Below are 19,624 nucleotides of genomic sequence, written 5' to 3' on the forward strand. Positions count from 1 at the left end.
ATGCTCGGCGGCTCTCCGGTCAGGCCGCGGAAGAACCGCGCTGTGCGCGTGAGCCGAGCATGGCTCGGCTCTACAGGAGGTCGGGCAGCGGGCTGCTTACCAGACCACTTCAGCCATCGAACAGTTCAGGCCGGAACCAATGCCCAGAAGCGCGATGCGGTCACCCTTCTTCAGCTTGCCCAGCTGCTTGAGCTTGCTCAGCACGATCGGCACCGAGGCCGGCCCGATGTTGCCGTGCTCGCCGAAGATGGTCATGACCTTCTTCGGGTCGATGCCGAAGTTCTTGATGAACGCAGCGGTGTGCGGCTGGCTCACCTGGTGGATCACGAACTGGTCCAGCTCTTCCACGGCCCAGCCGAGTGCGATCTTGGCGGCGGTGAAGGTCTTCTGTGCCAGCTTGATGCCTTCGATCAGCAGCAGGCGGGTGTCGGTGACCATGCGGTCCAGGTTGCCCAGGCACAGCTGGTTCCACTCGGTCGCCGAGCGGGTGACGCCACCCTTGTAGCGCGGCGCGTCCGGCACCAGCTCCGAGCGCGCCATCACCATCGCGGCAGCACCCGAACCGGTGGTCAGGGCCGCCAGTTCGTTGCGGAAGTCGTCGGCGGTGACGTCCGGAGCGGTCATGCGCTCCAACGTCTTCTCGTACACCAGGTTGGCGGTCTCGCCATCCACCACCAGCGCGTAGTCGATGTCACCGCGCTCGATCATGCGCGCGGCGATATCCATGCCGTTGATGAAGGCCAGGCAGGCGTTGGCGACGTCGAAGGTCATGCATTCGTCGCTGACGCCGAGGTTGCCCGACACGATGGAGGCGGTGGACGGCTCCAGGTAGTCGCGGCTGACCGAGGTATTGACCAGCAGGCCCACCTGCGTCGCATCGATTCCAGCGTCTTCCAGCGCCTTGCGGCCGGCCATGGTGGCAGCGTCGGACGCCAGCACGCCGTTGTCCCACAGGCGGCGCGCGTGGATGCCGGCGATATCGCCGAGCACGTCGGTGCGGATGCCCAGGCGATCCAACGTCGGCTGCAGGCGTTCGTTGATTTCCTTGGTGGTCAGCGTATGCGGTGCGTCGACGTGTGCCAGGCCGGCGATCGAGACATTCTTGAAGAGCATCGAGGTTAGCGCCAAGGCTCAGGCAAAAGGGGGCGCTATTCTATAACCCCGGGGGCCTTCACCGCATCTTTACGAATTCAGCGCTGGCCGTATGGTGAAGCGTTCAGCGCGGTGGGCACTGGAACGCGGCGAAGCGCTGGCTGCCATCGGCCGGGGCCGCAGCGGCCTGCACGGCATTGGCACCTGCGCTCGGGGCCTCGTTGCGGGCCAGCGTTTCCAGCTCTTCCTGCACGCGCAGCGGGTTGCGGTTGTAGAAGCCGACCTTGCTCTTCACGGTGACGACCACTTCGCCCCTGGCGATGCAGCCAGCGGGAACGGGGCCTGCCGGCAGTACGCGGGTCGCCTTGCCGGCCGGTTCGATCGGCACCCAGGTACAGGCGGTGACGGTGAGCAGCAGGGAGGAAAGCAGCAGAACGCGCATGGGCAGATCCTGGAAGGGTATGGGGGGATTCTGCCTGAACAGCCTGAATCGGGGGTAGCCGGGGCGGAGCCCAGGTAGCGCCGGGCCATGCCCGGCGAGCGCACAGCGCGGCATGGCTGGCCGCCGGAAAGCCGCCGGGCATGGCCCGGCGCTACCACGGGAGACCTGCCCGCCGTGGCGGGCAGGCACATCCCTTATTTCTTGACCGGGTTGCCTTCGGCATCGATTACGGTCACCTCGCCCAGGTTCAGCGCACGCACGGCCGCTTCGGTCTGCTTGAGATCACCCACCACCACCCAGGTCAGCGCCTGCGGCTTGATCTCGGCGGCGGCCTGCTGCACCTGCGCTGGGGTCATCGCCTCGATCTCGGCCTTGCGACGCAGCACGTAGTCGTCCGGGCGCTTGAACTGCACGATCGAGCCGATGGTCGAGGCCACCGCGCTGGCGGTCTCGTAGGCACCGGGCAGGCTCAGGGTCTGGATGTTGCGGATGCGGTTGACCTCGGCGGCGGTGGCCGGCTTGCTGCCATCGGCGAACGCGGCGATTTCCTTGCGCATTTCCGCCAGTGCCGGGCCGGTCTTGTCGATCTGCACCGGCGCGCTGGCCATCCACGGGCGCTGGCCCACCGAATTGACCGCGCTGCTGCGCGCACCGTACGACCAGTGCTTGTCTTCACGCAGGTTCATGTTCAGGCGCGAGGTGAAGTCGCCGCCGATCACACCGTTGGCGATGTCGAAGCGGGTCGAGCTGGTGGCGCTGGAAGGTGCCACCACCTGGCCGGCGAACAGGTTGGCCTGCACCGCGCCCGGCTGGTCGATCAGGAACACGCGCGGGCCCTTCGGCAGCGCCACGTCGGTGGCCGCCTTCACCTGCGGGGCATCGCCGGCAGCCTTCCAGTCGCCCAGCTGCTTGTCCAGCAGCGGCACGATCTCGGCCAGGGTGGTGTCGCCGACCACGATCAGGGTGCCGTTCTGCGGGCGCAGCCAGTCGTGATGGAAGTCGACCAGGTCCTCGCGGGTCAGGCCGTTGATCGCCGCCTCGTCGCCGCTGCCGGTGAACGGAATGGCATACGGGTGGCCCTTGCCGTACAGCAGCGGGGGCAGCACGCGCATCGCCACCGCACCCGGGTTGACCTTCTCCTGCTGGATGCCCGCGATCCAGCTCGCCTTGACCCGGTCGATCTCGCCCTGCTCGAAGCGCGGTTCGCGCAGCAGGTCGCGGTACAGCGCCAGCGACGGCACCAGGTTTTCCTTCAGCGCCGACAGGTCCACGCTCATCGAGTCCAGGCCGGCCGAGGCATCCAGGCTGGCGCCCAGCGCATCCGCCGCATCGGCGAAGGCCAGCGAGCCGAGCTTGCCGGCACCCTCGGTCATCAGGCTCATGGTGAAGTTGGCGGTGCCCGGTTTGCGGCCCTGGTCGGCACTGAAGCCGCCCGGGAACTGGTAGCTGAACTGCACCACCGGAATCTCATGGCGCTCGGCCAGGATCACCTGGGTACCGTTCTTCAGTGTCGCGCGCTGCAGCGCCGGGAACTTCAACTGCGGGAACTCGCGGGTCTGCGGCACGCCGGCCTTGCGGTCGACCTGCTCCGGCAGCGTGCTGTACTTCGGGTCCACCGCTGGCACGGTGAACGGCTTCGGCGCCTGGCTCGGATCTTCCTTCAGCGCCACGCGCTCACCCGGTGCGATCACCAGGGTGTGGCTGCCCTTGTCCAGCCACTGTGCGCCGAGCCGGCTCAGATCGGCGGCACTGGCCTTCTCGATGTTGGCCAGCGAGGTACGGAAGCAGCCCGGGTCGCCGGTGAACACCGCACATTCTGCAAGGGCGTCGGCCTTGCCGCCGAAGCCACCGATGCGCTCGATGCCGCGGATGAAGCCGGCGCGGGCGCCGGTCTTGGCGCGCTCCAGTTCCGCGGCGGTCGGGCCCTGCTTGATCAGCCGGTCCAACTCCTCGTCGATGATCTTCTCGACCTTGGCCGGGTCCTGGCCCTGCTTGACTGTGGCCATGATCACGAAGTTGGAGCCCAGCTGCGAGGTAGAGAGTCCGGCAGCAATGCTGTCCACCAGCTTGTCCTGGTGCTGCAGGCGCTGGCTCAGGCGCGAGGACTTGGCACCGCCCAGCACCTGCGCGAACAGCTGCAGCTGATCGACCTCGGTGGTGCCGACCTGCGGCACGTTCCAGGCGCGGTAGATACGCGCCTGCGGCACCTTGTCGGTCATCGTCTCGCGCGTATCGGCGCTGCGCTTGGCCACGTTCACCGCCGGCTGCGCCATGGTCGGGCCGGCCGGGATGCTGCCGAAGTACCTGGAGACCTTTTCCTTGGCGGTGGCCAGGTCGATGTCGCCGGCCAGCACCAGCACCGCGTTGTTCGGGCCGTACCAGGTGCGGAACCAGGTCTTCACGTCGTCCAGCGACGCCGCGTTCAGATCGTTCATCGAACCGATCACGCCGTGGTGGTACGGGTGGCCCACCGGATACAGCGCCTTGTTGAGCTGGTCCCAGGCCTGGCCGTAGGGCTGGTTTTCGCCTTGGCGCTTCTCGTTCTGCACCACGCCACGCTGCTCGTCCAGCGCCGCCTGGTCGATCGCACCGACCAGATGGCCCATGCGGTCCGATTCCATCCACAGCGCCATGTCCAGCGCGGTGGTCGGCACGTTCTCGAAGTAATTGGTGCGGTCGGTGTTGGTGGTGCCGTTCTGGTTGGTTGCACCGACCTGCTTGAACGGCTCGAAGAACTCGCCGTCATGGTTTTCGCTGCCCTGGAACATCAGGTGTTCGAACAGGTGCGCGAAGCCGGTACGGCCGGCCGGCTCGTCCTTGCTGCCCACGTGGTACCAGACGTTGACCGCGACGATCGGCGCCTTGCGATCGGTGTGCACGATCACGCGCAGGCCGTTGGGCAGGGTGAACTGCTCGTACGGGATATCGACCTTGGCCGGTGCGGCCGGCTTGGCCGCCAGCGCATGAGAAGGCACAAGCGTGCCCAGGGCGGTGCTGAGGGCGACAGCCAGCAGTGCAGCGCGCGGGCGAAGGGCGATAGACATATCCGGATCCTTGGTCACGAAGGTGAACCCCGATCCTAGCCTGCGCGCACAGCGGCCGGAATCGGCCAGCAGTCACTGGGGGTGTTTGCCTCCTTGCCCCTCCACCCCTGCTTTGCGGCCCGGGAGGGGCGGTCACAAGCGCCCGCAGGCAATGTCCGGACAGTGTCCGCGGCCCGAGGAATGGACAGGTGTCCGCCCACCGGACACTTCTCTACCCGAACAAACCCCTTCTAAATCAACAAATAAAAGTTGGCACGCGGATTGCTTGGTAGTTCCTGCGCCAAGAAGGGCTTCAGACGAAAGCTGACTGAAGACTGAACAAATGCAGGAAATCGGAAATTTTCCTTGCAAGCCCAGAATTGGTGTACTACCTTACTACCACACCACTGATCACCAACACTAAACAGGCCCCGTCATGAACGCCAAGACCATTGCCATCGCCATCGCCCTGATTGCCGGCACCGCGGTTGTTTCGTCGGTGCAGGCCTCCGAATCCATCAAGACGCTGTCCACCGTGCAGGTCCGCCCTGCCGCCGACCAGCTGGCCCAGCAGGCCTGGGAACAGGCCAGCGGCATCCCGACCCTGGCCACCGTGGAAGTGCGCCCGAGCGCCGACCAGCTGGCCGAGCGCAACGGCTACGTCGCCGCCCCGGTTGCGGCCGCGATGCCGATCACCACCCTGGCCTCGGTGGAAGTGCGCCCGAGCCTGGAACAGCGCGTCGCCCTGGCCGCCGAGCTGGAAGCCCAGCGCTACGCCGCGACCCTGGCTGCCGCCGCCACCAACGTCGCCAACTCGGTCATCGTCAACCTGCCGGCCCTGCAGGTGCGTCCGAGCGCCGCCGACCTGCAGGCCTTGGCCACCGAAACCGCCCAGGTCCTGCTGCGTCCGTAACCGGTGCCGCCCTGCCTCGCGCAGGGCGTGCGCCGTAAAGGCGGCCGCCGTCGCAGGTACACTGCGCCGATGAATGCCGCGCCCCAGTTCCACGTGATCCTGTTCCAACCGGAAATCCCGCCCAACACCGGCAATGTGATCCGGCTCTGTGCCAACACCGGCGCGCAGCTGCACCTGGTCGAGCCGCTTGGCTTCGCACTGGAAGACAAGCAGCTCAAGCGCGCCGGGCTGGACTACCACGAGTATTCACGCCTGCAGGTGCACCCCGACCTGGACACCACGCTGGCGCGGATCGCACCGAATCGGTTGTTCGCACTCAGTACCCGCGCCAGCGTGCGCTACGACAGCGTGGCCTTTGAAGAGGGCGATGCCTTCCTGTTCGGCCCGGAAAGCCGTGGCCTGCCGCAGGACGTGCTCGATGCCCTGCCCGACGGCCGCCGCCTGCGCCTGCCGATGCGGCCGGACAACCGCAGCCTCAATCTTTCCAACACCGTTGCGGTGGTGATGTACGAGGCGTGGCGGCAGCATGGGTTTGCCGGCGGCGCGTAGCGCCACGCGCCTCTCTTCTGCCTGATTGTTGCTGTGGCGGGCGCATGCGTTCATGGGCGTTACTTTTCTTTCCGCGCGGAAAGAAAAGTAACCAAAAGAAACGCGCCGCCATCCGCGAGCCGGTGCTGCGCACCGGTACCCTGCGCTCCTCGGCCCGCCGGGGGACGGCGCGGAACTCGCTGCGCTCAGACACCCACGCCTGTTCGCCCCCGCCGGACCTGCGGTGCTCGGCTCGCTTCAAGGCGGACCCGACAGCCGCGCAGTACAGGCTGTCCTTGAACCCATCGCGGTCCGGTGCGCGGTTCGGCACACCGATCGCTCGCCTGCGAATACGCTACTGGACAATGCCGGCCAGCGACCGGCACTACCGGTGCACTCAGAACGCGTTGATGCCGGTCAGTTCGCGGCCGATCACCAGCTGGTGCACGGTCTCGGTGCCTTCATAGGTGATCACCGATTCCAGGTTCAACGCGTGACGGATCGCCACGTGTTCGGTGGTGATGCCGGCCCCACCCAGCAGATCGCGACACTCGCGGGCGATGTCGATGGCCATGCGGCAGTTGTTCCACTTGGCCAGGCTGACCTGCTGCGGCTGCAGCTGGCCGGCTTCCTTCAGGCGGCCCAGCTGCAGCGCCAGCAGCTGTGCGGTGGTGATGCGGCGGGCCATCTCGGCCAGCTTGATCTGCGCGCTCTGCGTGGCCGCCAACGGGCGGCCGAACAGCACGCGCTCCTTGGCGTAGCCCAGCGCCTCATCCAGGCAGGCGATGGCCGCACCGATCGGGCCCCAGCTGATGCCGTAGCGGGCCTGGGTCAGGCAGCCCAGCGGTCCCTTCAGGCCCTTCACGTTGGGCAGGCGGTGGCTGTCGGGCACGCGCACGTCATCGAAGTACAGCGCGCCAGTGAGCGAGGCACGCAGGCTCATCTTGTGCTTGATTTCCTGGGTGCTGAAGCCGGCCATGCCCTTCTCCAGCACGAAGCCCTGGATCCCGTCCTCGGTCTGCGCCCAGACGATGGCCAGGTCGGCCACCGGGCCGCTGGTGATCCACATCTTGCTGCCGCTGATGCGCCAGTCGCTGCCGTCGCGCACGGCGCGGGTCTTCATGCTGGCAGGATCGGAACCCCCATGCGCCTCGGTCAGGCCGAAGCAGCCGATCAGCTCGCCGCGCGCCATCGCCGGCAGCCACTGCTGGCGCTGTTCCTCGCTGCCATAGGCGTAGATCGGGTACATGCACAGCGAGCTCTGCACCGAGACGAAACTGCGCAGGCCGGAATCGCCGCGCTCCAGCTCCTGGCAGATCAGGCCATAGCTGACCGCGCCGAGGCCACCGCCGCCGTACTCGGTCGGCAGCGTTGCGCCGAGCAGGCCCAGTGACGCGATCTCCGGCACCAGTTCAGACGGAAAACGGGCCTGGTCGAAGGCATCGCCCATGATCGGCAGCACGCGCTCGTCGGTGAAGCGGGCGACACTCTCCTGCACCGCACGCTCTTCCTCATTGAGCAGGGAACGGACATCGAACAGATCGTACGGATGCAAAGCCATGGCACTCACACGCAGTCAGGACCCGGCCATTGTCGGTCATCCGGGCAGCGCGTGCCGACCAGGGTTGGCCCACCACCAGGGCTGAGGCACTACGCTGCGCTGCAGCAATCGTGCGGTGAACGGCGTCTATCTAGCTCGATCACGCGCGTCCCGGTACCCTGACACATTCAAACAACCGTTTCGCCCGTGGCCGCACGCGCGATTCCCAGGCACCGCCGGTGGCCCCGATGCCGGCCCTACCCACGAGTCATGCAATCGATGAGCGCTGAAGCCAACGCCCTGCCCCCGCGTGAAGTAATGGAGTTCGACGTGGTGATCGTCGGCGCCGGTCCTGCCGGCCTGGCCACCGCGATCCGCCTGCGCCAGCGCGCGATCGAAGCCGGCCGCGAGCTGTCGGTGTGCGTGCTGGAAAAGGGCTCCGAACCGGGCGCGCACGTGCTCTCCGGTGCGGTGATGGACCCGCGCGCACTGACCGAACTGTTCCCGGACTGGGCCGAACGCGGCGCACCGCTGAAGCAGAAGGTCACCCGCGACGAATTCCTGTTCCTCAGCGAGACCGGCGCACGCAGCACGCCCAACGCGCTGCTGCCGGAGTGCTTCCACAACGAAGGCAACTACATCATCAGCCTGGGCGAAGTGACCCGCTGGCTGGCGCAGCAGGCCGAGGCGCTGGAAGTGGCGATCTTCCCGGGCTTTGCCGCCGCCGAAGTGCTGTTCGGCGACAACGGTGAAGTGATCGGCGTGGCCACCGGCGACATGGGCATCGAGAAGGACGGCAGCATCGGCCCGGCCTTCGAGCGCGGCATGGCGCTGCACGCCAGGTACACGGTCTTCGCCGAAGGCGCGCGCGGCCACCTCGGCCGCCAGCTGATCGCCCGCTACAAACTGGACGAAGGCAAGGACCCGCAGGCCTACGGCATCGGCATCAAGGAACTGTGGCAGATCGACCCGGCCAGGCATGAGCCGGGGCTGGTGGTGCATGCGGCCGGCTGGCCGCTGGACAGCGACACCTACGGCGGCGCGTTTCTGTACCACGCCGACGGCGGCAAGGTCGCCATCGGCTACGTGGTCGGCCTGGACTACAGGAACCCATGGCTGAGCCCGTTCGAGGAGTTCCAGCGTTTCAAGACCCATCCCTCCATCCGCAAGCACCTGGAGGGCGGCACCCGCATCGGTTACGGCGCCCGTGCAATCACCGCCGGCGGCCTGCTGTCGCTGCCGAAGACGGTGTTCCCCGGGGGCGCGCTGGTCGGCTGCGAGGCCGGTTACCTCAACGCCAGCCGCATCAAGGGCAGCCACGCCGCAATCAAGACCGGCATGCTGTGCGCCGACGCCGCGTTCGACGCGCTGGCTGCTGATCGCCAGCACGATGAACTGAGCGCCTACCCGAAGGCGTTCGAAGCCAGCTGGCTGTTCACCGAACTGCAGCAGGCCAAGAACTTCAAGCAGTGGTTCAAGAAGGGCCAGACCGTGGCCACGCTGATGACCGGCGTGGAGCAGTGGCTGCTGCCCAAACTGGGCGTGCGCAACCCGCCGTGGACCCTGCATCGCACCCAGCCGGATCATGCCTGCCTGGAGCCGGCGGCCAAGCACACCCGCATTGCCTATCCGAAGCCGGATGGCGTGCTGACCTTCGACCGCCTCAGCTCGGTGTTCCTGAGCAGCACCAACCACGACGAGAACCAGCCCAGCCACCTCACGCTGAAGGACCCGAGCATTCCGGTGAAGGTGAACCTGGCCGAGTACGCCGGTCCGGAAGCGCGCTACTGCCCGGCCGGCGTGTACGAGTTCGTCGGCGAAGCCGACAGCGCGCGCCTGCAGATCAACGCGCAGAACTGCGTGCACTGCAAGACCTGCGACATCAAGGACCCCACCCAGAACATCGTGTGGGTGACCCCGCAGGGCGGCGGCGGCCCGAACTACTCGGGCATGTGATCGCCCCGGGCTGCGACCGCGTGTCGCAGCCCGGCGGCTCGACCGCACCGCTATCCTGCCGCCCATGCGCGCCGACCGCCTGCTCATTGCCATTGCCGTGTCCCTGCTCGCCACGGCCTGCCAGCGCCCGCCTGCTACGCCCGCCACGCCCGAACAGGCCCGGCAGCAGGCCATGCAGCGCGCGTTCGAACTGTGCGCCGGTTGCCACACCGTGCAGCCCGGCGGCATCCACCGCTTCGGGCCGAACCTGCATGGCGTGATCGGCCGCCGCGCCGGCAGCTTGCCCGACTACGGCTATTCCGAGGGCATGCGCCGCGCCGACATCACCTGGAGCGCGCAGACCCTGGATGCCTTCCTGCAGTCGCCCACCCACGTGGTGCCCGGCACCCGCATGTACAACGCCTTCCCCAGCCCTGAACGCCGCGCGCTGGTGATCGCCTACCTGCAGCAGCAGTCGGCTCAGTGAGCGAGGCGCTGCAGCTGATGCTGCAGCCGGGCCACGAACGCCGTTACGGCTGCGAACAACGGTGCCGGATCGGTCTCGCCCGCATCCTGCAGGCGCTCGACCAGTGCGTTGGCCTGCCCGGCCAGCACCGTCGCCCCAACCGCACCCAGGCCGCCGGCCAGGCGATGCAGGTGCAGCGCCGCGGTTTCGCGGTCGCCGGCCTGCACGGCGCATTGCACGGTCGCCAGATCGCCCTCGCTGGCCTGCAACAGGCTGTCGCGCAGCTGCTCGGCCACCACGCGTGAGCCGAACCGCCGCTGCAGGCTGGCCAGATCAGGCAGCGTCCCGCCATCGTCGGCAGCGGGTCCGGCCTGCGGCTCCACAACCGATAGTCCCTGCGCCTGCGGCAACCAGCGCAGCAGCGCGGCGCGCAGGGTTGCCAGCGACAGCGGCTTGGACAGTACTTCGTCCATGCCGGCCTCGCGGCAGCGCCGTGCATCGTCGTCCAGTACGCTGGCGGTGAGCGCCAGTACGGTCAGCCGCGGCTGGCCGTTGCGACCCTCGCGTTCGCGCAGCAGGCGGGTGAAGGCGAAGCCATCCAGCACCGGCATCCGGCAATCGGTGATGACCAGATCGAACGGCTCCGACGCCAACCGGTCCAGCCCCTGCTGGCCATCGCCGACCAGCACATGCGGCACACCCAGCTGCTGCAGGCGCCAGGCCATCATCGCCTGGTTGGTCGGATGATCTTCGATCACCAGCACGCGTGCCTCGCGCAACGCCGGCGGCAGCAGCGCCGCCTGTTCCTCCTCGGCGGCAAGCGCTTCAACATCGCCACGGCCGGCTTCCACCAGCGACAGCCGCACCTCGGCGCGGGTACCCTCGCCCAGCGTGCTGTGCAGCTCCAGTTCGCCGTCCATCATCTGCACCAGGCGCTGGCAGATGCTCAGGCCCAAGCCGGTACCACCATGGTCACGCTGGATGTATGCACCGGCCTGGGTGAACGGCGCAAACAGGTGCTGCAACTGTTCCGGCGCGATTCCGATGCCGGTGTCGGTGACGCTCAGGCACAGCGGCTGGCTGCCGTCTTCGGCGGTCGGCCCCAGCACTTCCAGCTGCAACCGCACTTCGCCGCGCACGGTGAACTTGATGGCGTTGCTGAGCAGGTTGAACACGATCTGGCGCAGGCGCACGCCATCCACTTCGTGCGCCGCTGCCAGCTGTGGGTCGATCTGCACGTGCAGGTCCAGCCCACGTGCACTGGCCTGCGCCGACAGCAACCGGCACACGCTCTCCAGCAAGGGCCGCAGCGGCTGCGGCACCGGTTCCAGGCGCAGTGCGCCGGCCTCCAGCCGCGAGTAATCGAGAATATCGTCGAGGATCTGCCGCAGCATCTGCGCGGAATCCTCGATCACGTCGAGAATGCGCTGCTGCTCGGCATCCAGCGGCGAATGGGCCAGCACCTCAAGCATGCCCAGCACGCCGCTCATCGGCGTGCGGATCTCATGGCTCATGGTTGCCAGGAAACGCGACTTCGCCTCCGCGGCCTGTTCGGCCTCTGCCTTGGCCGCAGTCAGGGCCTCGGCCTGCGCACGCGCCTCGCTGACGTCCACCCAGTAACCACTCCAGATCACCGCGCCCGCTTCCGCAGCATAGGGATGGGCCTGGCTGCGCACCCAGCGCGCGCCGGTGCCTTCAGGACGCAGCCGGAACTCGAGAATGAGCGGCGCGAACTGCCGCGCCGCCTGCTCGACCGCATGCAGGATGTGCTCGCGGTCATCTTCCTCGATGCGCTCCAGCAGGCAGGTTGCATCCTGTTCGGCCTGCTGCCGGCTGATCCCGAACAACGCCTGCAGGTCACCGGCAATGAACGGGAAACTGAGGGTTCCGTCAGCCGCACGGCGTGCCTGATAGACCACGGCGGGCAGGTTGTCGGTGACTTCGGCCAGGCGCTGTTCCAGATGGCGACGCCCGGCTACCTCACGGCGCAGCCGCCAATGCCCGATGGCGTGCACCAGCAGCGCGGTAAGCAGCACCAGCAGCAGCGGCACGCCCCAGCGCGCCACGCGGGTCCACTCGAGGCCGTTGCGGTATTCGACGGCCAGCCAGTCGCCGCGCAGGGCTTCGCGCTTGCGTGGGGTCATCTGCAGCAGCAGGCGGTCGAAGGTGGTGGCCAGGGCGGCATGGCGACGCTCGACAGCCAGCACCAGCTGATCGTTGAAGCCGGCCGGTGCGGCCACCTGCAGGCGCCCCGGGAAGCGGTTGCGCAGCAGGTGGTCCACCACGGCCAGATTGCCTATATAGGCGTCGGCGTCGCCATTGATCAGGCGCTGCAGGGCCTGTTCCGCGCTGCGCGCCGCGATGATCCGGGCCTGCGGTGCCTGCTGCAGCACATAACCACGCACGCGCTCCGGATCGGACAGCAGCACCCGCTTGCCCTGCAGGTCTGACAGGCCCAGCAGCGCCGGGCTGTCGCGCCGGCTGACGATCACGTTCGGCACGCTGATGAAGGGCTGGCTGAACACCCAGTCCGGGCCCAGGTAGCGCGAATCGGCCGGAATGCCCATTACCGCCTGCAGCTCGCCGCGGCGCGCCTTCTCGCGCACTTCGTACCAGTCATGGCTGTTTTCCACCTGCAGGTTGGCGCCGGCCTGCAGCAGGCGGCGCAGGTATTCGCTGGCCAGGCCGCTGGGGTTGCCATCCTGGTCGGCGAACGACAGTGGCGCCGCGTTCGGCGCGAAGCCAATCCTCAACGGTTGCTCCAGTACCCGCTTCTCGGCCTGGCTCAGCGCCAGCTGCGCCGATGCCGACCACCGCGGAGGTGGCAGCCAGCGCTGCGCCAGCGCATCGCGCTGGGCCTGGCTGGTCGCGGCCAGCGCCAGGTCCAGCGCTTCGGCCAGTGGCTGCTTGCCGTTGGGAATGCCGAAGTGCAGTCGCTCCGGCGGGAGATCGCTGGGGCGCAGCAGCACGACGCCCTGCAGGTCCTCGCGGGCGATCAGTTCGGTGGCCACATAGGCATTGCCGATGTAAACGTCGGCCTTGTCGTCTCTGACCATCTCCAAGGCCGCCAACGAGTTGTTTGCGACAAGCTGGCGCGCATGCGGAAAGCGGGCGCGCACCTGGGGCCCGGTCAGGAAGTCCTGCTCGATCACCACCCGCAGTCCGTCCAGATCGGGATTGTCGGAGGCACGCAGGTCATCCGGGCGCCCCACCAGGGCCAGCGGGGCCTCGCCATAGGCGGCGGTGTAGACCATGCAGCGGGTGCGGTCGGCACTGAGCCCGACGTTCATCACCACATCAATCTCGCCACGACATGCCGCATCCAGCACGGATGTCCAGTCGGAGTAGCGCCTTGCCTCCACCTTCACGCCCAACTGACGGGCAAGAAGCGACAGATAATCCGGACCCAGGCCAACCTGTTGGCCATCACGGAGGGACTCGAACGGTGGCCAGCCACTGTCATACTGACCCACGACGATGCTCGGATGGGCGGCCAGGTACTCGCGCTGCAGGGGGCTGAGCGGCAACGGCCCGGGCACCGCCTGCGCCAACGCTGCCGGCAGCGCCAGTACGACCAGCAGCAGGACCAGCCCGCGAACAGCCCAGCTACGCATCGGCGTCGATCTCCTAGAATCCTGCCAGGGACCGCGATGGTCGCGGCCCAGCCAGCCCGGTGGCCATACTAGAGCATGAGCTTGCGCATCATCATCGCAGACGACCACCCGGTGGTCCGTATCGGTACCCGCGCCGTCATCGAATCGAGCGGGGTGGGCCGCGTAGTCGGCGAAGCCGACAGCGCGCAGGCGCTGATGGCCCTGCTCGGCAGCCAGCCCTGCGACCTGCTGGTGACCGACTACTCCATGCCGGGCAGCCCGCAGGCCGACGGCTTCGCCATGATCGGCATGATCCGCCGCCGTCATCCAGACCTGCCGGTGCTGATGCTCAGCGTCTCCAGCAATCTGGCGATCCTGCGCATGGTGCTCGACAGCGGCGTGCTCGGCCTGGTCGACAAGAGTTCGTCGATGGACGAGCTGCCGCAGGCCATCCAGTCGGTCTACCGCGGCCAGCCCTACATCAGCCGCAGCCTGCGCGAGCGGGTCGAGGCTGCCGGCAGCTGGCGCATGCGGGAGGGTGACGGCAAGCCGCTGTCGCCACGCGAGGTGGAGGTGCTGCGGCTGCTCGGCACCGGCATGACCGTGAAGGAAATCTCGCTTCAGCTGCACAAGAGCGTCAGCACCATCAGCCGGCAGAAAGGTGATGCCATGCTCAAACTGGGCCTGAAGGGCGACGCCGAGCTGTTCGATTACCTGCGCGACGGCAAGATCTGAGAGCCAGATCGCACAAGAAGGGCATCTGGCACTGCCCTCTTTGACGGGCCGCCGATCTGTGCCAAGATGGTGGGGCATGAGTTCCCAATGCGAGGTCGAAGGAATCGACCGGCTCATGTCCTCGCTCCCGTCCCTGGTGGACGTGGCGCGGTTCCCTGCCGGCCGTCTGGCCCGGCAACGCTGACCATGGAGAGGCGCATGCAACATCCCCCCAAGCTACGCTGGACCCTGCCGTTGCGGCCTCTGCGCGCATTCGCGGCGTGCCTGCTCGTCTCTCTTTCCGCTGCCGCCTGCAGCGCCGCCGATCCGGTCCCCTCGTCCTCCCAGCCCGGCGCCCCTGCGCAGGCTGCCAATGCGCCCCGACAGGATGTTGCCACGATGCAGAACACCTCTCCCGACACCGCCGTTACCCCGCCCGACGCGCCGACCGTGATGTATTTCACCTATCAAGTGGATGGCGATGGCGCGACCTCCTATGAGGTCCAGAACGGCAGCGTGGCGACCTTCTGGTTCGGCCACACCTTCACTCTCGATGGCACTACGTACTACACGGGTTTCTCCTGGGATACCCGCGAGCACTACGGCAAGCCTGGCGAGCAGACGCAGGCCGGTCCGGACGACCGCGCCAACCTCGCCGAGGCCACCTTCGTGCTGGCCGGCACCGACGCGAAGAAGCCGTGGAAGTTCCGTGGCCAGGAATGGACCATCGGCGCACTGGGCGCGTACGACAAGGCCGACGACGTCGATACCCGGCGCAAGCCGCTTGAACATCGCACCGCCGACGGCCGCCTGCTGCTGGCGGTGCCGACCAGCAGCTTCGACCGCGGCGTCAGCAGCACCGGCTATGCGCTGCTGCTGTTCAACCCCAGGCGCAGCGAAGACGACGTGGACAGCAAGGTCTGGCGCTATGTCGGTACGGTGCGCACAGGCGAAGACAACAGCGCCGCCTGCGACGAAGGCAACGTGATGCCCTGCACCGGCAGCGACGGCGAACTTGCCTTCGCTGCCGATGGCAACGGCCTGCCGCGACTGACCGTGACCTTCAAGGGCACCACCCTCGAAGGCCCCGGCAGGACCCGCACCCTGGGTGCCGGCGACACCGTGCACTACACCTTCGACAGCGCGACCCAGCAGTACCTCGCGCGCTGAAAGCACCCGCCACGCGTGGGTTCCCTGTTGACCGACATGTTCTTGACTCACGGATGAGTCCGGTTGGCGATTCGCGGCATGCGCCGCTCCATCAACCCCGAGGAAAAACGTCATGGCACAGCATGACTACAGCAGAAAGGAAGTCCTGGACATCGTCGAGCAGGTCGCCAGGCAGAAGAGCATTCCGGTCGACGACTTCATGCGCTTCGCGTACATCGAGACCGGTGGCACCTTCAACGAGCGCGCCCACAACGCGTCATCCGGCGCCAAGGGCCTGTTCCAGTTCGTGCCCGGGTCCGCACGCCAGTACCACCTGACCGGCCACGAGTTCGACCCCACCCGCAACACCGAAGCGGCCGCGCAGATGTACCAGGACAACCTGGACTCGATGGCACGCCGCAACGAGCGCACCGGCCACCCGTACCTGTCCGGCGGCAGTACGCCGACCGGGCTGGACCTGTACCTGGCCCACCAGCAGGGCAGTGCCGGCTATGGCTCGGTGCAGACCGCCATTGCCACCGGCACCTTCGGCGTGGTCCGCAACAGCCACGGCGACGAGATCAACATGCGCCGCAACGTGCTGAACCAGATCGGGTCGGACGCGAAGGCGCTGACCGGCCACAGCCTGGCCGAAATGCGCGGCATGAACGATGGCGACCTGGCACGGGCCTTCTCCAGCTACTACATCCACAAGTACGCAGCGATCAGCATCCCGGAAAAGAACATCGAACCGCAGGCGGTGGCACAGGGCCAGGGCCAGGGCCAGGCCCCGGCCGCGCCTGCACAGGCCAGCGCAGCCGTGGCGGCCGGTGCTGCCACGCTGGCGGCAACCGCAACAGCCGCTGCCGCGCCGAAACCGGGCATCGAACTGCAGGCCGCCTACGAGGCCGGCGTGAAGTACGACGATGTGAAGTACGCCATCAACATTCCGGGCCACGCGCTGTACGTACCGGGCAAGACCGGCAAGAACGTGGACCAGGGTTACATCGATTGCTCCGGCTGGGTCGGCACGCTGCAGAACCGGACCATGGACGAGATCAACCAGAAGGCCGGGCATGCGGTGTTCAGCAAGGCCGATCGCATCGACCTGGGCAACCTGGGTTCCGGCGGCATCGTGCGCAAGGCATTCGACCAGTCCGGCGTGCTGCTTGACCGCGACGCGATCCTCAAGCCCGGTGCGCTGAAGGAAGGCATGATCATCGGCCTGGATACGGCCAGGACCCGCCATGAACACTGGAACGGCATCGACCACATCGTGATGGTGGTGCGCGACCCGAACACCGACAGGCTGCTGATCAGCCAGTCCACCGGCAGCAAGGGCGTGCACACCATGCCGGTGGAGGACTACCTCAAGCAGGTGAAGGACCACCCGCACTGGAAGCTGTTCGCGTCCGATCCATTGTCCAAGGCCCGTGACCTGCTGGAAAACCGCACCCAATCGCACGAGCAGACCCAGGGCAAGGCCAACGCCGAGCACAAGGCGGCCGCCACGCCGCACGCCGAACTGTACAAGCAGGGCGCACACAGCGAGGGCGTGCGCAAGGTGCAGGAGCAGCTGGGCCACCTGGGCTACGTCGGCGCCGACGGCAAGCCACTGGTCGAGGATGGCCGCTTCGGCCGCAACACCGACGCGGCAGTGCGCCAGCTGCAGAAGGACAACGGCCTGGTCGTCGACGGCATCGTCGGTCCGAAGACGCTGGAAGCGATCAAGGAAGCACGCGAACGGCCCTTGCTGAACGACGAGCGGCACCCACGCAATCCGATGTACCTGCAGGCCACCGAAGGCCTGGAGCGGCTGCCGGCAGGTACCTTCAAGGATCGCCACGCGCTGGAAAGCACCGCCGCGGCCCTGACCAAGGAGGCGCATGCCGCCGGCCTGCAACGCATCGACACGGTGGTGCCGAGCCCGAACGGTGAGCGCCTGTTCGCCGTGCAGGGCACGATCGGTGACCCGGCGGCCAGCCGCGTGGCGGTGGAGACCCGTGCCGCCAGCGAGCAGAGCCTGGCGCTCAGCAGTGGTGCCGTGCAGGGCGCCCCAAACGTGCTGCACCAGCAGCAGGATGCCCAGCAGGAGCAGGCCCGGCAGGCACAGAAGGCGATGGGCGTCTAAGCCCGCAGCGCCTTGGGAGAGAAGGGAGGGCCACGTCCGCGTGGCCTTTTCCCTTTCTGCCAGCTGAGCGGCCGAGGCCGCTTTCAGCCTTGCTTCATGCCGCCTGCCGCTAGATGAATGCGCAAGCCGCACGGTGGACCAGGCAATGTTCCGGCAATGTTGGAACGCCAGCGTGGACACCACGGCAGCCGGGGCGCCCGCGCCCTCCCTGCCCAGTGTGGCATGCACCTCACAGGAGAACGAACATGCTCAGTACTTCCACACTCAGCTTCCGTGGTCTGGCGATGGCTCTGGCACTGGTGGCCGGTGTCGCCGTGGTCAGCGATGCCAGCGCGATGTCGAGGAAGGACAAGCGCACCCTGGTCGGCGCCGTGGTCGGTGGCGTGGCCGGCAACCTGCTCTCCAACGGTGATCCTGCCGCCACCGTGGGCGGCGCCGTGGCCGGCGGCGCGATCGGCAACCTGACCACCTCCGACCGCCGCGACCGTCGTTACTACGACAATCGCCGTTACGACGACCGCTACGATCGCCGTTACGACCGTGGCTACTACCGCAGCGGCTACTACGACCGCGGTGACGACCGTCGCTGGCAGCGCGAGCGCTACTACGACAACCGCTACTACCACGACCGCGGCCGCCATCGCGGCTGGTAGGCCGCGCGGCGGCATCACCGCAGCTGATGCACGGACGGGCGGGTCGACGACCCGCCCGTTTGCGTTGGCCGCGTGCATGGCGTTGAATGCGCAGCCTTGGATGTGACTTTCCCCACCGGGGCTGCGGCATGAATTCTTCTTCCCACCGCGTGCAGGGCCTCAACAACGACGAGGTCGCTGCCGACTGGCCACCGATCAGCGCGGCGGACATCGCGTGGCTGCGCCAGCGTTACCCGCAGCTGGGCGAGCACAGCCAACCGCGCTGGCACAGCCCCCGACCGCTGTCGGCCGCCGCCATCGTCGACGGCGTGGACGGCGCGCTGTTCATCAAGCGCCACCACCACAGCGTGCGCAGTGCGGCCTGCCTGGAAGAAGAACACCACTTCATCGCCCATCTCGCCGCAGCGGGCGTGCCGGTGGTGCAGGTGCTGCCAGCGGCCGATGGCCACAGCGCCGCCGAGCATGGCGAATGGACCTTCGAGCTGCATGCGGTTGGCGTCGGCGAGGATCTGTACCGTAATGCCGTATCGTGGTCGCTGCTGACCGACGTTGCACAGGCCCGCGAAGCCGGGCGCGCACTCGCGCAGCTGCACCGTGCCGCCGCCAGCTACCACGCGCCCCAGCGCAGTACCCATGTGCTGGTCGCGCGCGATGATCTGATCCGCAGCGACGATCCGGTCGCGGCCATCAAGGCAGGACTGCACGAGCGCCCCGGGCTGGCCCGCTATCTCGCGCGCATTCAGTGGGAAGCGCAGCTGCAGCGTGACGTGTTGCCGTGGCATGCCGGCCTGGCCAAGCGCCTGCGCGACGAGCCGCGGCTGTGGGCCCACAACGACTGGCATGTTTCCAACCTGCTGTGGCGCGATGGGCAGATCAGCACCGTGCTGGATTTCGGCCTGGCCTCGCCCACCAGCGCACTGTTCGACCTCGCCACCGCGATCGAGCGCAACGCGGTGGCGTGGCTGGAGCTGGAGCGCGGCATGGAGGCGGTGCGCATCGATATCGCGCTGGCCCTGCTCGACGGCTACCGCCAGGTACTGCCGCTGTCGGCGGCACGCGTGCACCTGCTGGCCGACCTGCTGCCGATGGTCCATTTCGACTTCGCACTGTCCGAAGTGGAGTACTTCGAAGGTGTCACCGGCTCGACCGCGAATGCCGATGTAGCGTGGCGGCCCTTCATGCTGGGGCACCCGGCGTGGTTCCACAGCGCGCCGGGACAGGCACTGCTGCAGGCGCTGCACGCGGCAGCCTGAAGGGCACCGGCTCGCAAATCCGTACCATTTGTAGTGAAATGGTCACCTGAAGCGGGGGTGCCTGGATCTGCCAGGCTGAGAGAGTCCCTTGGAACCTGATCCGGTTTGCACCGGCGTAGGGAGCTTTGAGCCGCAGCCACACCCCCGTCATGGGCCGGTGCACCTGCGCGCCGTCGCTTCGTCTCCCTTGTT

At 67.5% G+C, this 19,624-nt stretch carries 14 protein-coding genes and 1 riboswitch; of the genes, 9 read left to right on the plus strand and 5 right to left on the minus strand.

What is annotated here, in order from left to right; all coding sequences use genetic code 11:
• Positions 1-96 precede the first annotated feature (96 nt).
• The 3 genes from G370_RS0118355 to G370_RS0118365 all read right to left on the minus strand — a co-directional run bounded on the left by G370_RS0118355 (position 97) and on the right by G370_RS0118365 (position 4,578).
• A complete protein-coding gene (locus G370_RS0118355; protein WP_014035559.1) occupies positions 97-1,113 on the minus strand; it encodes a 3-oxoacyl-ACP synthase III in 1,017 nt (338 codons plus the stop codon).
• A gap of 103 nt (positions 1,114-1,216) precedes the next feature.
• The gene (locus G370_RS0118360) at positions 1,217-1,534 is read right to left on the minus strand and encodes a DUF4156 domain-containing protein (protein WP_019661896.1); all 318 of its coding nucleotides are present in this window, start codon (positions 1,532-1,534) and stop codon (positions 1,217-1,219) included.
• Between the two features lie 194 nt (positions 1,535-1,728).
• Positions 1,729-4,578 (minus strand): M16 family metallopeptidase, encoded by a 2,850-nt coding sequence (locus G370_RS0118365; RefSeq protein ID WP_019661897.1) that lies wholly within the window; start codon positions 4,576-4,578, stop codon positions 1,729-1,731.
• Between the two features lie 415 nt (positions 4,579-4,993).
• Here G370_RS0118365 and G370_RS0118370 point away from each other — a divergent pair, with 415 nt between their 5' ends.
• A complete protein-coding gene (locus G370_RS0118370) occupies positions 4,994-5,470 on the plus strand; it encodes an XAC0231 family protein (protein WP_014035556.1) in 477 nt (158 codons plus the stop codon).
• Positions 5,471-5,539: 69 nt separating this feature from the next.
• Complete coding sequence (locus G370_RS0118375) at positions 5,540-6,019, plus strand: tRNA (cytidine(34)-2'-O)-methyltransferase (protein WP_019661898.1); 480 nt, start codon at positions 5,540-5,542, stop codon at positions 6,017-6,019.
• 376 nt (positions 6,020-6,395) lie between these two features.
• Here the strand turns inward: G370_RS0118375 and G370_RS0118380 are convergent, their stop codons facing one another.
• Positions 6,396-7,559 (minus strand): acyl-CoA dehydrogenase family protein, encoded by a 1,164-nt coding sequence (locus G370_RS0118380; protein WP_019661899.1) that lies wholly within the window; start codon positions 7,557-7,559, stop codon positions 6,396-6,398.
• Between the two features lie 258 nt (positions 7,560-7,817).
• Here G370_RS0118380 and G370_RS0118385 point away from each other — a divergent pair, with 258 nt between their 5' ends.
• Positions 7,818-9,494 (plus strand): electron transfer flavoprotein-ubiquinone oxidoreductase, encoded by a 1,677-nt coding sequence (locus G370_RS0118385; protein ID WP_019661900.1) that lies wholly within the window; start codon positions 7,818-7,820, stop codon positions 9,492-9,494.
• 64 nt (positions 9,495-9,558) lie between these two features.
• A complete protein-coding gene (locus G370_RS0118390) occupies positions 9,559-9,960 on the plus strand; it encodes a c-type cytochrome (RefSeq protein WP_019661901.1) in 402 nt (133 codons plus the stop codon).
• Here the strand turns inward: G370_RS0118390 and G370_RS0118395 are convergent.
• Entirely contained in the window at positions 9,954-13,553 is a 3,600-nt protein-coding gene (locus tag G370_RS0118395) for an ATP-binding protein (RefSeq protein WP_019661902.1), read from the minus strand. The genes G370_RS0118390 and G370_RS0118395 overlap by 7 nt on opposite strands.
• A gap of 75 nt (positions 13,554-13,628) precedes the next feature.
• Between G370_RS0118395 and G370_RS0118400 the strand changes: the two genes are divergently transcribed.
• From G370_RS0118400 to G370_RS0118420, 5 genes are all read left to right on the plus strand, one after another.
• Positions 13,629-14,267: a response regulator gene (locus G370_RS0118400; protein WP_019661903.1), complete on the plus strand. Its 639-nt coding sequence runs from the start codon at positions 13,629-13,631 to the stop codon at positions 14,265-14,267.
• Positions 14,268-14,645: 378 nt separating this feature from the next.
• Positions 14,646-15,416, plus strand: a complete 771-nt coding sequence (locus G370_RS0118405) for a hypothetical protein (protein WP_019661904.1) — start codon at positions 14,646-14,648, stop codon at positions 15,414-15,416.
• A 112-nt stretch (positions 15,417-15,528) separates the two neighbouring features.
• Positions 15,529-17,526 (plus strand): peptidoglycan-binding protein, encoded by a 1,998-nt coding sequence (locus tag G370_RS0118410; protein WP_019661905.1) that lies wholly within the window; start codon positions 15,529-15,531, stop codon positions 17,524-17,526.
• A 245-nt stretch (positions 17,527-17,771) separates the two neighbouring features.
• On the plus strand, positions 17,772-18,179 hold the full coding sequence (locus tag G370_RS0118415; protein ID WP_014645533.1) for a glycine zipper 2TM domain-containing protein: 408 nt from the start codon (positions 17,772-17,774) through the stop codon (positions 18,177-18,179).
• A gap of 128 nt (positions 18,180-18,307) precedes the next feature.
• Positions 18,308-19,432 carry a phosphotransferase enzyme family protein gene (locus G370_RS0118420; protein WP_019661906.1) on the plus strand — a complete coding sequence of 375 codons (1,125 nt, stop codon included), beginning with the start codon at positions 18,308-18,310 and terminating at the stop codon, positions 19,430-19,432.
• 43 nt (positions 19,433-19,475) lie between these two features.
• Positions 19,476-19,571: riboswitch (TPP riboswitch) on the plus strand.
• Positions 19,572-19,624 lie beyond the last annotated feature (53 nt).

Origin of the sequence: Stenotrophomonas hibiscicola ATCC 19867, from assembly GCF_000382065.1 — a bacterium.
Lineage (GTDB): Bacteria > Pseudomonadota > Gammaproteobacteria > Xanthomonadales > Xanthomonadaceae > Stenotrophomonas > Stenotrophomonas hibiscicola.